Source organism: Pseudomonas sp. J380, from assembly GCF_009827115.1.
GTDB lineage: Bacteria > Pseudomonadota > Gammaproteobacteria > Pseudomonadales > Pseudomonadaceae > Aquipseudomonas > Aquipseudomonas paracarnis.
The window spans coordinates 5,416,840-5,430,499 of record NZ_CP043060.1 but is presented as its reverse complement, the minus strand read 5'-3'; the positions used below and the strand labels follow the sequence as shown (position 1 = coordinate 5,430,499).

The 13,660-nt window shown below is 60.6% G+C and carries 13 protein-coding genes; 6 read left to right on the top strand and 7 right to left on the bottom strand.

Translation table 11 applies throughout. The annotated features are described in order from the left end of the window. Positions 1-291 precede the first annotated feature (291 nt). On the top strand, positions 292-1,611 hold the full coding sequence (locus FXO12_RS24820; RefSeq protein ID WP_034128609.1) for an MFS transporter: 1,320 nt from the start codon (positions 292-294) through the stop codon (positions 1,609-1,611). A 144-nt stretch (positions 1,612-1,755) separates the two neighbouring features. Here the strand turns inward: FXO12_RS24820 and FXO12_RS24815 are convergent, their stop codons facing one another. Further along, positions 1,756-2,511, bottom strand: a complete 756-nt coding sequence (locus FXO12_RS24815; protein WP_019817341.1) for a hypothetical protein — start codon at positions 2,509-2,511, stop codon at positions 1,756-1,758. Positions 2,512-2,688: 177 nt separating this feature from the next. Between FXO12_RS24815 and FXO12_RS24810 the strand changes: the two genes are divergently transcribed. Further along, complete coding sequence (locus tag FXO12_RS24810; protein WP_054897657.1) at positions 2,689-3,321, top strand: flavin reductase family protein; 633 nt, start codon at positions 2,689-2,691, stop codon at positions 3,319-3,321. A 125-nt stretch (positions 3,322-3,446) separates the two neighbouring features. On the opposite strand, the gene FXO12_RS24805 is transcribed toward FXO12_RS24810, so the two are convergent. Both FXO12_RS24805 and FXO12_RS24800 read right to left on the bottom strand, forming a co-directional pair. Continuing rightward, positions 3,447-3,692: a hypothetical protein gene (locus FXO12_RS24805; protein ID WP_019817340.1), complete on the bottom strand. Its 246-nt coding sequence runs from the start codon at positions 3,690-3,692 to the stop codon at positions 3,447-3,449. Between the two features lie 41 nt (positions 3,693-3,733). After that, positions 3,734-4,075, bottom strand: coding sequence for an antibiotic biosynthesis monooxygenase family protein (locus FXO12_RS24800; protein WP_003193915.1), 342 nt, complete (start codon positions 4,073-4,075; stop codon positions 3,734-3,736). Between the two features lie 327 nt (positions 4,076-4,402). On the opposite strand from FXO12_RS24800, the gene FXO12_RS24795 reads away from it, so the two are divergent. Next, a complete protein-coding gene (locus FXO12_RS24795; protein WP_057975091.1) occupies positions 4,403-5,332 on the top strand; it encodes an AraC family transcriptional regulator in 930 nt (309 codons plus the stop codon). Between the two features lie 123 nt (positions 5,333-5,455). Here the strand turns inward: FXO12_RS24795 and FXO12_RS24790 are convergent, their stop codons facing one another. The 4 genes from FXO12_RS24790 to edd form a co-directional block, all read right to left on the bottom strand. Beyond that, positions 5,456-6,925, bottom strand: coding sequence for an ATP-binding protein (locus tag FXO12_RS24790; RefSeq protein ID WP_034128612.1), 1,470 nt, complete (start codon positions 6,923-6,925; stop codon positions 5,456-5,458). Continuing rightward, positions 6,915-7,649 carry a response regulator gene (locus tag FXO12_RS24785; RefSeq protein WP_003193918.1) on the bottom strand — a complete coding sequence of 245 codons (735 nt, stop codon included), beginning with the start codon at positions 7,647-7,649 and terminating at the stop codon, positions 6,915-6,917. The genes FXO12_RS24790 and FXO12_RS24785 overlap by 11 nt, the downstream gene beginning before the upstream one ends. 137 nt (positions 7,650-7,786) lie before the next feature. Next, positions 7,787-8,743 (bottom strand): glucokinase, encoded by a 957-nt coding sequence (locus tag FXO12_RS24780; RefSeq protein WP_034128613.1) that lies wholly within the window; start codon positions 8,741-8,743, stop codon positions 7,787-7,789. After that, positions 8,740-10,566, bottom strand: coding sequence for a phosphogluconate dehydratase (gene edd, locus FXO12_RS24775; protein WP_014719752.1), 1,827 nt, complete (start codon positions 10,564-10,566; stop codon positions 8,740-8,742). Before edd ends, FXO12_RS24780 begins: the two co-directional genes overlap by 4 nt. Positions 10,567-10,787: 221 nt before the next feature. On the opposite strand from edd, the gene gap reads away from it, so the two are divergent. The 3 genes from gap to FXO12_RS24760 all read left to right on the top strand — a co-directional run bounded on the left by gap (position 10,788) and on the right by FXO12_RS24760 (position 13,572). After that, positions 10,788-11,789, top strand: a complete 1,002-nt coding sequence (gene gap / locus FXO12_RS24770) for a type I glyceraldehyde-3-phosphate dehydrogenase (RefSeq protein WP_003193921.1) — start codon at positions 10,788-10,790, stop codon at positions 11,787-11,789. 221 nt (positions 11,790-12,010) lie between these two features. Next, positions 12,011-12,529 (top strand): RNA polymerase sigma factor, encoded by a 519-nt coding sequence (locus FXO12_RS24765; protein WP_003193922.1) that lies wholly within the window; start codon positions 12,011-12,013, stop codon positions 12,527-12,529. Between the two features lie 74 nt (positions 12,530-12,603). After that, complete coding sequence (locus FXO12_RS24760) at positions 12,604-13,572, top strand: FecR domain-containing protein (protein ID WP_057975089.1); 969 nt, start codon at positions 12,604-12,606, stop codon at positions 13,570-13,572. Positions 13,573-13,660: the final 88 nt, after the last annotated feature.

Here is a 13,660-nt window from a genome sequence, read left to right as displayed (position 1 = left end):
GATCGTTCCCACGCTCCGAGTGGGAACGCAGCCTAGGCCGCTCTGCGTCGCTTTTTAAAGGCGCGACGCGGAGCGTCACAACAGGCGTTTCCACGCAGAGCGCGGGAACGACTACTGCAGCCATAAGCGGATTTCCGCTCACCACCCCAAAACCATCAGCGAATTTCCGCTCAATAAAATCCCGCAACCCTTCTATTCCGGGCCTTCCTCTACCTGGCACAGCTCCTGCTATAGCCCCAACAGGCTGCGCACGCGCCGCTCCATAAAAACAACTAGATGAAGGATCCTTCAATGGATAACTCCAACACCGTGCCTCTGGGATCGACGGCCGTCAAAGCGCAGGAGCGCACCACCTCCAGCCGCATCAAGTCGATCTTCAGCGGATCGGTCGGCAACATGGTCGAATGGTACGACTGGTACGTCTACGCCGCCTTCTCGCTGTACTTCGCCAAAGCCTTCTTCCCCAAAGGCGACACCACTGCCCAACTGCTCAACACCGCCGCGATCTTCGCCGTGGGCTTCCTGATGCGCCCGATCGGTGGCTGGCTGATGGGCCTGTACGCCGACAAAGTGGGGCGTAAAAAAGCCTTGATGGCCTCGGTGTACCTGATGTGCTTCGGCTCGCTGCTGATTGCCCTGAGCCCCGGCTATGAAATCATTGGTATCGGTGCGCCGATCCTGCTGGTATTTGCCCGCCTGCTGCAGGGCCTGTCGGTCGGCGGCGAATACGGTACCTCTGCCACTTACCTGAGTGAGATGGCCACCAAGGAACGCCGCGGTTTCTACTCCAGCTTCCAATACGTGACCCTGATCTCCGGCCAGCTCATCGCGCTGGCGGTGCTGATCGTTCTGCAACAGGTGCTCACCACCGAGCAGTTGTATGCCTGGGGCTGGCGTATCCCGTTCGCCATCGGTGCATTGTGTGCAGTGGTCGCGCTGTACCTGCGTCGCGGCATGGAAGAAACCGAGTCGTTCACCAAGAAAGAAAAAGCCAAGGAAAGCGCAATGCGCACCTTGATGCGCCATCCCAAGGAGCTGATGACCGTGGTCGGCCTGACCATGGGCGGCACCCTGGCGTTCTACACCTACACCACCTACATGCAGAAATACCTGGTGAACACGGTCGGCATGAGCATCTCCGACTCCACCACCATCTCGGCGGCGACGCTGTTCCTGTTCATGTGCCTGCAACCGATCATCGGCGGGTTGTCGGATAAAATCGGCCGCCGCCCGATCCTGATCGCCTTCGGCGTGCTTGGCACCCTGTTCACCGTGCCGATCCTTACTACCCTGCACACCATCCAGAGCTGGTGGGGCGCGTTCTTCCTGATCATGGCGGCGCTGATCATCGTCAGCGGCTACACCTCTATCAACGCCGTGGTGAAGGCCGAGCTGTTCCCGACCGAAATCCGCGCACTGGGCGTGGGCCTGCCGTATGCCCTGACCGTGTCGATCTTCGGCGGTACCGCTGAATACATCGCGCTGTGGTTCAAGAGCATCGGTATGGAAACTGGCTACTACTGGTACGTGACCGCGTGTATCGCCGTGTCGTTGATGGTGTACGTGACCATGAAAGACACGCGTAAACACTCACGCATCACCACCGACTAAAAAATGTGGGAGCGGGCTTGCTGTGGCGAGCAAGCTTGCTTGCGCTGGGGTGCGAAGCGCCCCCAAAAAGCTGGCTCCAGCTACGCTGTCGAACGGGAGCAAGCTACCTCGCCACAGCAAGCCCGCTCCCTCATTTATTTAGCCTTAGGACAACTCTGCGGCCTCATTGCGCCCATAGCGCCGCTGCGCATACGACGCGCCAGCAATCATCACCACCAGCACCGCAGCCAATACCGCGGATGAACCGATGGTGCCGAAATCCAAGCCGCCTTTTTCATGGGGTTTGGTCAGGAAATCCCCCAAGGTCGCGCCAAACGGCCGTGTCAGTACAAACGCCACCCAGAACAACAATACCGACGAGATGCGGGTGAAGTACTTGAGTACCACCACCGCGGCGATGGTTGAGCCGATCAACAATGCGCCACCGGCGAAGCCCAGCCCCGAATCGTCCGCGAGGAAATCGCCCAATGCGGTGCCCAAGGTGTTGGAGAACAGGATCGCCATCCAGTAAAACAACTCCCCTCGGAAGGTCTGCACCTTGTTCACGTTCAGCGAGTCACCACTGAGGTGCCACAATGCAAAGATGATCATCAGGATCACGATCAGGATCATCGACCCGGTGGCGTAGCCCAGCCCCAGCGTGCGGTCCATGAAGTCGGACATTGTGGTACCCGCCGTGCTGGTAGACAAAATCACGATCCAGTACAGCACCGGGTTGTAGGTTTTCGACCAGAGTTGCGTCACCAGGGTCACCAGGAACACGCTGATGAGGATCATGGAGCTGATGGCGTAGCCAACATTCAAGGTCATCGACAGCAAGTCCCCGGCAGTTTCGCCCAAGGTAGTTGCGCAGATTTTCATGACCCAGAACGCCAGGGTGATCTGAGGAAGTTTGTTCATGCAGTGGATAGCTCCAAGGCTCAGTCTTATAGGGGGTATTGACCTTGGGCGCAGACTGAAGGGGAAACTGTGAAAAATAGGTGGCAGATGTATGAAAAATCCATGGGCACGATGGAAATTCACCGCCATGAATTGCACTATGACCGCCTCCCAAACCGCGTAGCAGGAACCCCGGCCATGCCTGACGACATCCACTATTACGAACCCGCCAACGGCCACGGCCTGCCCCATGACCCGTTCAATGCGATCGTCGGCCCACGCCCGATTGGCTGGATCTCCTCGCACGATCGCGAAGGCCGCCTGAACCTGGCGCCCTACAGCTTCTTCAATGCGTTCAACTACATTCCGCCGATCATTGGGTTTTCCAGTGTCGGGCGTAAAGACAGCCTGAACAATATCGAACAGACTGGAGAATTCGTCTGGAACCTGGCCACCCGCCCGCTGGCCGAGCAGATGAACCAAAGCTGCGCGGCCGTATCGCCCGAGGTAAATGAATTCGAACTCTCCGGGCTGACGCCGGTGGCTTCGAAAATCGTTGGCGTACCACGGGTGGGCGAGAGCCCGGTGTCGTTCGAGTGCAAGGTGACGCAGATCATCCAACTGCAACGTGCCGACCAACAGTTGGTGCCAAGCTGGCTGGTGCTGGGCGAGGTGGTTGCGGTGCACATCGCCAAATGGTTGCTCAAGGATGGGATCTACGACACCGCTGCCGCCGAGCCTATTTTGCGCGGGGGTGGCCCGGCGGATTATTTCCAGCTGGGGCCTGAGGCCCTGTTCAAAATGCACAGACCAGGCGCCACCAAACCCTGACTAAAATGCAATCAAAACTGTGGGAGCTGGCTTGCCTGCGATGACGGTGGGTCAGTTAACTCAGGAGTGACTGATACACCGCTATCGCAGGCAAGCCAGCTACCACATTGGTTAGGTGTGCTGCCTCAGCGTTCAGCAGTCGCCCAGGTCAGTTGGCCTTCTGCATCCACATCGACCAGATGCTCGAGTTGCAACGTCGCCGCATCATCGGCATCGGACGCAGTCTTGAACGTCTGCCCATCAAGGATCTTGTGAAACCTGGGTGCGCCCATGCCATCCAGTGCCTTGACGGCGACGGCGGCGCTGTAGCCACCTTCGCCCGGTACTACGGCGGAAACGGCTTCGTGGTGGGCAAATTGTTTACGTGCCATGTTGCAGGTCCTGGCCAATGGAAAGTCGGCCATTCTAACCGTTAACCGGCCAGTTGCAGGTACTCGCCGTAGGCCTGTGCCGCCGATGCGTCGGTGAAGGTCTGGAAGTCCATGCTGCGCACGACCATGTCGTTCAGAAGCTCGGTGAAGATCATCAGGGCCGGAGAGTTGAAGTAGGCGCTCATGGCCTGCTCGCTGCTCCAGAACCCGGACACCAGCCAGACATCGGGATCGACCTGGGAGTGCTGCAACGAGAATTGCAGGCAACCCTGGGCCTGGCGACCTGGTTCGATCAAACTGCTCAAGCGTGCACCGAGTTCGGTGCTGCACCCGCTACGGGCGCGGATAAAGGCCATATGGCTCGCGGGAATGGGGGTGGACATGTTCGACTCTCCCGTTGAGAAGTGATGCTCGGCAAGCACAATGAGGGCGTGTTGCCACAGGATCAAAGATAACGGCGCGGGGGTGGGCGCGGTTAGTCAATTCCTGCAGGCTTATTGCACAATCCTGCGAGAAGCGTAGGGAGGACGTTCTGCCCCAGGATTTATTCCAGGCCCAGGCCTCATGTTTCAGGGTGATGACAGGCTGCGCACTTGCCTGATTCACGCTATCTCGCAGGATCAGGCAAGGATGCTGCAGAATCGACGTAACACTTTTTGAAAAGCCGCCGCTAAGCTGAGCCCATCAAAGCAGCGTGTAGAGGACGCCCCATGCCGTCGCCCGAATCCAAGTTCATTCCCCTCGATGCCGAGATGGAGAAACAACGCGCCGAGCTGGCCAGTATCGTGCACCGCCATACCTGGGAGGACGGCTCCTACGGCACGGCGATCACCTCGCTGTACCTGAACCGCCACAACGCGCCGCGGGATTTCATGCCGGTGCTGGTGGAACCCGCGCTGTGCATCCTCGCCAGTGGCAGTAAGGAAGTGCGCCTGGCCGACGAGATCTTTGCCTACGACCCGCTCAACTACTTGGTGTTCTCGGTGGCGATGCCGGTAGCCGGCCGCATCATCGACGCCACCGCCGAGGACCCGAACCTCTCGGTGCGTATCAATATCGACCCGGCGCAGCTCACAGCGCTGATCGCAGAGGCCGGGCCGATGGGCGTGCCCTCGCGCCCGACCTCGCGAGGCATGTACGTCGACCGCATCGATCACGCACTGCTCGACGCGGTGCTGCGCCTGACCCGCTTGCTGGACACCCCTAAAGACATCGCGATGCTCGCGCCCTTGATCAACCGTGAAATTCTCTACCGCTTGCTGCGTGGCCCGCAGGGTTATCGCCTGTATGAAATCGCTGTGGCTAACAGCCAGAGCCATCGGGTGAGCCAGGCGATCACCTGGTTGAACGGTAACTACGAACAGCCGCTGCGTATTGACGACCTGGCCAAAGAAGTGAACCTGAGCGTCTCGACCCTGCACCATCGCTTCAAAGCGATCACGGCCATGAGCCCGCTGCAATACCAGAAGCAACTGCGCTTGCAGGAAGCCCGGCGGCTGATGATTGCCGAAGGGCTGGAGGCCTCGGCGGCGGGCTATCGGGTGGGGTATGAAAGCCCGTCCCAGTTCAGCCGGGAGTACAGCCGGTTGTTTGGTGCGCCGCCGCTGCGCGACCTGGCCCGGTTGCGCCAGAGCATCTGATGTACGCAGAGCAACATGTGGGAGCTGGCTTGCCTGCGATGGCGGTGTGTCAGTCACTAATGAGTCCACTGAACCACCGCTATCGCAGGCAAGCCAGCTCCCACATTTGATCTCAGGTGTTTGTTAGTCCAAGGTTCTTGGTAGTTGCAGGGTAACGCGCAGGCCGCCTTCACGCAGGTTCTGCAAACTCACTTCGCCCCCATGGCTGTGGGCAATATTGCGCGCAATCCCCAACCCCAATCCGTAACCCTGCTGCTGGCCGGCCAGGCGGAAGTGCGGTTCAAACACCTGCTCCAGTCGCTGCTGCGGCACGCCGGGCCCCTCGTCATCCACATGCAGGATGAACTGCACGCCATCGTCCTCGATATGCAAATGCGCGTTCTGCCCGTACTTGAGCGCGTTGTCGATCAGGTTGCCGATGCAACGCTTGAGCGCCAGCGGCTTGCCTGGGTAGGCTGACAGGGCCGCGCCATCAAGGGTCACTCGGCCATTGCCATGGGGTGCCAGGTACGGCTCCACCAGGCATTCGAGGACGTGGTTGAGATCCACCGGCTGGATGTTTTCGTGGATGTCGGTGTCTTTCACGCATTGCAGCGCCCCCTTGACCAGCAATTCCAGTTCATCCAGGTCACGGCCGAATTTGTTTTGCAGGTTCTCGTCTTCCAGCAATTCCACACGCAGGCGCAGGCGGGTGATGGGCGTGCGCAGGTCATGGGAAATCGCGCTGAACAACTGGCTGCGCTCGGTCAGGTAACGGCTGATGCGTTCACGCATGGCATTGAATGCACGGCCCACTTCCACCACTTCACTGCCGCCGCCTTCAGCCACCGGTTCCACATCGGCGCCCAGGGACATGTCCCGCGCCGCTCGCGCCAGGCGCTTGAGCGGTCGGCTTTGCCAGTGCACCAGCAGGCCGATGAACAGAAGCAGAAAACCGCTGGTGAGCACGATGAACCACACCTGCTGGGACGGCAGGCCTTGCTCTTCCAGGCTGGTGTAGGGCTCGGGCAATAACGAGGCGATGTACAGCCATTCACCGGGTGCCAGTTGGATCTGGGTGACCAGCACCGGCGGGTTCACCGGTTCCAGGGTCAGCGCGTAATGGGCCCAGGAGCGCGGCAGTTCGTCGAGCTTCAGGCCGGCATTGAAGATGCGCAGGTCTTCGGCGCTGACAAACTCCACCGAGATATGCACGTCGGCACCCAGGGTCTGGCGCAGCACTTCGTCCACCGCCACCAGCACCGCTTGCTTGCGCGGGGTTTCGGGCAGTATTTGCATGTCCAGCGGGCGATCATTGAGGGTCACCACAAAACGCGTGCCGCCCATGCTGCGCAATTGGTCCAGCACTAACGGGCGATAGGCCACCGGCAGCGACCGGAAGTAACTCACGCTGGCGGTCATTGAATGCGCCAGGCTACGGGCGCTGGTCACCAAGCCCTCAAGCTGGGTGGCGCGCAGTTGCGACACCCAGATCACGCTGGACAGCGCTTGGGCAAACAGCACCGCCAGCAAGGTCAGCAGTAACATGCGCCCCAGCAGCGAGCGGGGTACCGGGAAGCGGCGGCGACGTTCGTTCAGCGGTTCAGTGGGCATTGCCGGCAACCACGCTGGCTGCCAGTTGATAGCCGCTGCCACGCACGGTGCGGATCAGCCGCGGAGGTTTCTCGGTGTCGCGCAGGCGCTGGCGCAAGCGGCTGACGGCCATGTCGACGATACGGTCCAAGGGCATCAGGTCGCGGCCACGGGTGGCGTTGCCGATGGTGTCGCGGTCGAGGATCTGTTGCGGGTGGTCGAGAAACAACTTGAGCAAGGCGAAGTCGGCACCGGAGAGGATCACCTCTTCACCATCCACATGAAACAAGCGGTGGCTGATCATATCCAGGCGCCATTCATCGAACACCCACACATCACCGCCGCTGCTGCGCTCCTGGCCGAATTGGCAGCGGCGCAGCAGTGCCTTGATGCGCGCCTGCAACTCGCGGGGGCTGAATGGTTTGCCGATATAGTCATCGGCGCCTAGCTCCAGGCCGATCACGCGGTCGGCTTCGTCGGAACTGGCGGTGAGCATGATGATCGGCACCTGCGCCTGGCGCGGGTGCTGGCGGATCCAGCGGCACAGGCTGAAGCCGTCTTCGTCTGGCAACATGACATCGAGGATGACCAGGTCGCACGGCGCCTCGTTCATCGCCTGGCGGAACCCCGCGCCGTCGGACACGCCACGGACCTGGAAGCCGGCACGACTGAGGTAGGTTTGCAGCAATTCGCGGATTTCCTGGTCGTCGTCGACGAGGAGAATGGATTTACTGATTACGCTCACGGGGCCTCCTTGTTGTTATGGCCTGGCTTAAATCATCGGTTGCCCTTTAGGCCGTCATCGCAGGCAAGCCAGCTCCCACACTTGGAATGCATTCCAGACTGTGGGAGCTGGCTTGCCTGCGATGGCGCCATTATGACCTATGCAAAAGCTTGCTCAAGCGCCACACCAGCCCCAGTCAACCCGGAATACGGCGCTGTCACCAGCCACACCGGAATACCTTTGAAGTAGTCGCTCATGCAGCCTTTGTCGCGAAAACTCTGGGCAAAGCCACTGTTGATAAAGAAGTCGGCAAACCTCGGTATCACCCCACCCACGATGTACACGCCACCGCGTCCACCGGTGGTCAAGACGTTATTGCCCGCCACTCGGCCCAGCCAGATGCTGAACTGGTCCAATACTTCCATGGCCACCGGATCGCCGGCCAGGCCCGCCGCCGTGATGGCTTCGGGGGTGTCGAGCACCGGCTCATGCCCATCCACCGCACAAATCGCCCGGTACAGCCGTGGCAGGCCACCACCGCTTAACGCCGTTTCGGCGCTGACATGCCCGATCTCGCTGTAGATGTGTTGCCACAGCTGGGTTTCCCGTGGGCTGCTCAGGGGCAGGTCGACATGCCCACCCTCCCCCGGCAATGCTGCCCAACGGCCTGCGCCGAGGTCCAGCAAGGTGCCGACGCCGAGACCCGTACCCGGGCCGATCACCACGGCCGGACGCAAGGGCTCCGGCGTGCCTTCGCAGACCACGCGGAACTCGTCGGGCTTGAGCCGGGTCATGCCCAGGGCCATGGCCGAGAAGTCGTTGACCAGCAACAGTTCATCCACCTGCAGGGCCTGGCAAAACGCGGTTTTGCTCAGGCGCCAGTGGTTGTTGGTGAACTTGAATTCATCGCCGCTCACCGGCCCGGCCACCGACAGGCACACCGCACCGATGTCCCCGATTTGCAGGCCTTCTTCTTTGAGATAGACCTTGATCGCCTCTTCAGGGCTGCCGTGATCCGCCGTGGCATGCACGCGGATCGAATGCAGTTCCTGATCCCGCCATAACGCAAAACGGGCGTTAGTCCCCCCGATGTCACCGACCAGCGCAAGCTTCACTTAAGCGTCTCCAAGGCAGAGGTAAAGGCGCTGGCGCCCTGCTCTGCGGAGCTTGCGGCCAAGCGCATGAATGCAAACAACTCGCGACCGGCCCCCACGTTATTGCCCAACAGGCCCGTGGCAGGCGTGCGCGCTGCAAATACTTCGGCGTCCACCTTAAGCTCCAGGGTGCCGGTAACGCCATCCACACGGATGATATCGCCATCCTGGACCCGCGCCAGCGGCCCGCCGCTCTGGGCTTCGGGGTTGACGTGGATCGCGGCAGGGATCTTACCCGACGCGCCGGACATTCGCCCATCTGTCACCAGCGCCACTTTGAAACCACGGTCCTGCAACACGCCCAGGAACGGGGTCATCTTGTGCAGTTCCGGCATGCCGTTGGAGCGCGGCCCCTGGAAGCGCATCACCGCGACAAAGTCTTTTTCCAACAGGCCAGCCTTGAAGGCATCGGCCAGGTCCTGCTGGTCCTGGAACACCACCGCGGGCGCTTCGACAACCTGATGCTCCGGCGCTACCGCCGAAACCTTCATCACGCCACGGCCAAGGTTGCCTTCCATCACGCGCAAGCCGCCTTCCGGCGAGAACGCACGGGCCACCGGGCGCAGGATGGTTTCGTCGAGGCTTTCGATCGGGCCGTCGCGCCAGACCAGTTCGCCATCCACCAGGAAAGGTTCCTGGATATAGCGGCTCAGGCCCTTGCCGGCCACGGTATTGACGTCTTCGTGGAGCAGGCCGGCTTCCAGCAGTTCGCGGATCAGGAACGACATACCGCCCGCCGCCTGGAAGTGGTTGATGTCAGCCTTGCCATTTGGATACACGTGGGACAGGGTCGGCACCACCTCGGAGAGGTCGGCCATGTCCTGCCAGGTCAGGATGATGCCTGCCGACATGGCAATGGCCGGCATGTGCAGGGTGTGGTTGGTGGAGCCGCCAGTGGCGTTGAGCGCAACGATGGAGTTGACGATGGACTTCTCGTCGACAATCTCGCCAATCGGCGTGAAGTTGCCATTGGCCTTGGTCAAACGCGTGACCTGGTGCGCAGCTTCACGGGTCAACGCATCCCGCAGCGGCGTGTACGGGTTGACGAACGAAGCGCCGGGCAAGTGCAGGCCCATGACTTCCATCAGCAACTGGTTGGTGTTGGCGGTGCCGTAGAAGGTGCAGGTACCAGGGCTGTGGTAGGACTTCATCTCCGATTCCAGCAGTTCTTCGCGGCTGGCCTTGCCTTCGGCATAGCGCTGGCGCACATCGGCCTTCTGCTTGTTGGAGATACCCGACGGCATCGGCCCGCCCGGCACGAAGATCATCGGCAGGTGGCCGTAGCGCAGCGCGCCCATCATCAGGCCAGGGACGATCTTGTCGCAGATGCCCAGCATCAGCGCGGCGTCGAACATGTTGTGGGACAGCGCTACCGCCGTGGACATGGCAATGACTTCACGGCTGAGCAGGCTCAGCTCCATGCCTGGCTCGCCCTGGGTCACGCCGTCGCACATGGCGGGGGTCCCGCCGGCGAACTGACCGACCGAGCCGACTTCGCGCAGAGCCTTTTTGATTTGTTCGGGGAAATGCTCGTAGGGCTGATGCGCCGAGAGCATGTCGTTATAAGAAGAAACAATTGCCACGTTGGCGGCATTCATCATGCGCAGGCTGTTTTTGTCTTCGGTGCCGCAACCGGCCACGCCGTGGGCGAAGTTGGCGCATTGCAGCTTGCCGCGCATCGGACCGTCGCTGGCTGCGCCGCGAATGAGCGCAAGGTAAGCCTCGCGGGTGGCGCGGCTGCGGGCGATAAGCCGTTCGGTGACCTCAAGAACGCGGGGATGCATGTATAGAACTCCAGGCTAACGGATGTGGCGACCTGAGTGTCTATGCTGATCAAACGCCCACGGCTCATGGGATGGCAGGGGGTCGTTTGGATCATCGGACCAGTTGATTCAGGTCACTCGTTGTAGATTGAACAAAATATTGCCACTAAAAAGGCTTGTTTTCTATTTTTATGCGAATAATCTTGTAATTCTTACAACAAATCGACGACAGGCACCTTCCAATGACTCTTCGTATCGCAATCAATGGTTTTGGCCGTATCGGCCGTAATGTCCTGCGCGCACTGTATACCCAAGGCTATCGCCAGGATCTGCAGATCGTCGCCATCAACGATTTGGGCGACAGCTCGATCAATGCTCACCTGCTCAAGTACGACACCGTACACGGCACTTTCGACGCAGAGGTTGCCCACGATCAGGAAAGCCTGACCGTCAATGGTGACCGGATTGCCGTGAGTGCCATTCGCAACCCCGCCGACCTGCCGTGGGCTGCGCACAAGATTGACGTGGTGTTCGAATGCACCGGTCTGTTCACCGACCGTGACAAGGCTGCCGCCCATATTAGCGCCGGCGCGCGCAAGGTGATCATTTCGGCCCCGGCCAAAGGCGCGGATGCCACTGTGGTTTATGGCGTAAACCATGACATCTTGCGTCAATCCCACCAGATCATTTCCAACGCATCGTGCACCACCAACTGCCTGGCGCCGGTGGCCCAGGTGCTGCACCGCGAGCTGGGTATCGAAAGCGGCCTGATGACCACCATCCACGCCTACACCAACGACCAGAACCTTACCGACGTGTACCACACCGACCCGTACCGCGCGCGCTCGGCCACCCAGAACATGATCCCGAGCAAGACCGGCGCCGCTGAAGCGGTGGGCCTGGTGCTGCCGGAACTGGCAGGCAAGCTGACCGGCATGGCGGTGCGTGTGCCCGTGATCAACGTGTCGCTGGTAGACCTCACCGTGCAGTTGAAGAAAGAAGCCACGGCCGATGAAGTCAACGCCCTGCTCAAACACGCCAGCCAGCATTCGAAGATCCTCGGCTACAACACCCTGCCGCTGGTTTCCAGCGACTTCAACCATAACCCGCTGTCGTCGATCTTCGATGCCAATCACACCAAGGTCAGTGGCAAATTGCTCAAAGTATTGGCGTGGTATGACAACGAGTGGGGCTTCTCCAACCGTATGCTGGATAACTGCCTGGCGTTGTGCAACGCCGAGTAACTCCACAAGATCGACCAGATCGTTCCCACGCTCTGCGTGGGAATGCCACCCTGGACGCTCCGCGTCCTGCTCTTAAAGTTGTGACGCGGAGCGTCACAGGATGTGTTCCCACGCAGAGCATGGGAACGAGCGGCACAATCTCCAAGGCATCTCAAAGTGCCACTTGCCATTTCAGTTGATGATAAGCATTATCATTCACTGCAAATCGGTCTGGTATCACTGTGAGCCAATCTCGCTTCAACCACGTCTTCCTCACCCAACGGGTGATCCTGCTACGAACTCTGCAACGCATGGTGCATAACCACAGCACCGCCGAGGACCTGTTGCAGGAAACCTACCTGCGCGTGACTCGGGCCCTCAGCGAGCGGCCAATCGACCACCTTGAACCCTTTGTCTACCAGACAGCCCGCAACCTGGCGCTGGATCACTTGCGTTCGCGCAGGATTCAGGCGCGTACCCTGCAGGAGGATGTCCCGCTGGATGTCCTGCAAAGCGTCGCCGCGCCGGCCAGCACGCCGGAGGAAGCTACCCAGGCCGAGCAGCTACTGGAGCACCTGAGTGTCAGCCTCGGCCAGTTGAGCGCCCGCCAGCAGCGGATTTTCATCCTCAGCCGTCTGCACGGTTGCAGCTACCAGGAGATTGCCGATCAGTTGGGTGTGTCCTTGAGCACGGTGCAAAAGGAACTCAAATTGATCATGGCTATCTGTGTGGGTGTGGCCGAACGGCTGGATCAGCCTTAAGCTTCACCCGACAGAGGTGTCGATCCAAGCTGTAGGAAAAATGAATAGAACGTGGCGAAGACCCGAGGAACACCGTGACGGACCCGAATAAACTGCGCCCCCATGCGTTGGCTCATGAGGTGTTGCAAGACGCGGCCATGGACCAAGCCCTCGATTGGCTGATCGCCTTGCAGTGCCCGCAACCTGGGCAGCAGGCCGCGTTCGACGCCTGGCTGGCCCAGGACCCGGCGCATGTCCACGCCTTCAGCAAGGCCCAGGCCGCCTGGGGTGACGCGCCGGTACACAGCGCCGCCGTGGCCCTCGCCGCACCGCGCAAGCCCAGCGGCTGGCGCCGGATCAGACCGCACTGGAAACCCCTGGCCACCGCCGCCGTGTTACTGGTCGGCCTGTTCAGTTTCAGCAACCTGCCGGTGCGTTTGCAGGCCGACCATCTGACGGTGGTCGGCGAGCGCCAGCGCCTGCAACTGGACGATGGCTCCAAGGTACTGTTGAACACCAACTCGGCATTTTCCAGCACCATCAACCACCACCAGCGCATTGCCCGCCTGTACCAGGGCGAAGCGTTCTTTGAAATAGCGCCCACCCGTGGCCTGCCCCTGGAAATAGACGCCGGCCCGGTGCGCGCCAGCGTGCGTGACACCGCCTTTGCCGTGCGCTACCTCAATGGCGAAGCCCAGGTTCAAGTGCAGCGCGGCGATGTTGACTTGAGCAACACGTTCGACGATGCCCGTGTGCGCCTGAGCGCCGGTGAAAGCATCCGCATCGGCCCCAAGGGTTTCGGCCAACCGGCCAAGCTCGACCCCAGCAAGGACCTGGCCTGGGTCCAGGGCCGGCTGGTATTCGAAAACTGCCCGCTGAGCGAAGTGCTGGCTGAGCTGCGCCGCTATTACCCCGGCTGGATCGTCAACAACAACGAGCAGTTGGCCAGCGTCGCCGTCACCGGCAACTACCGCCTCGACCAGCCCCTGGACGTGGTGCGCTCCCTGGCCCACATCACCTCGGCCAAGCTGTCGGAGTACCCGGCGCTGGTGATCCTGAACTAAATGAGAATTATTTTTACTCAATGTTAACCGGCGATACGTCTCGTTATAGCCAATGCAACTGATTCCTATTTGGTTCGGTTCGCAACTA

What these genes read in the sequence shown, in the direction of transcription:
- FXO12_RS24820 (WP_034128609.1), top strand. Translation starts at nt 292, where the DNA reads ATGGATAACTCCAACACCGTGCCTCTGGGATCGACGGCCGTCAAAGCG.
- FXO12_RS24815 (WP_019817341.1), bottom strand. Translation starts at nt 2,511, where the DNA reads ATGAACAAACTTCCTCAGATCACCCTGGCGTTCTGGGTCATGAAAATC.
- FXO12_RS24810 (WP_054897657.1), top strand. Translation starts at nt 2,689, where the DNA reads ATGCCTGACGACATCCACTATTACGAACCCGCCAACGGCCACGGCCTG.
- FXO12_RS24805 (WP_019817340.1), bottom strand. Translation starts at nt 3,692, where the DNA reads ATGGCACGTAAACAATTTGCCCACCACGAAGCCGTTTCCGCCGTAGTA.
- FXO12_RS24800 (WP_003193915.1), bottom strand. Translation starts at nt 4,075, where the DNA reads ATGTCCACCCCCATTCCCGCGAGCCATATGGCCTTTATCCGCGCCCGT.
- FXO12_RS24795 (WP_057975091.1), top strand. Translation starts at nt 4,403, where the DNA reads ATGCCGTCGCCCGAATCCAAGTTCATTCCCCTCGATGCCGAGATGGAG.
- FXO12_RS24790 (WP_034128612.1), bottom strand. Translation starts at nt 6,925, where the DNA reads ATGCCCACTGAACCGCTGAACGAACGTCGCCGCCGCTTCCCGGTACCC.
- edd (WP_014719752.1), bottom strand. Translation starts at nt 10,566, where the DNA reads ATGCATCCCCGCGTTCTTGAGGTCACCGAACGGCTTATCGCCCGCAGC.
- gap (WP_003193921.1), top strand. Translation starts at nt 10,788, where the DNA reads ATGACTCTTCGTATCGCAATCAATGGTTTTGGCCGTATCGGCCGTAAT.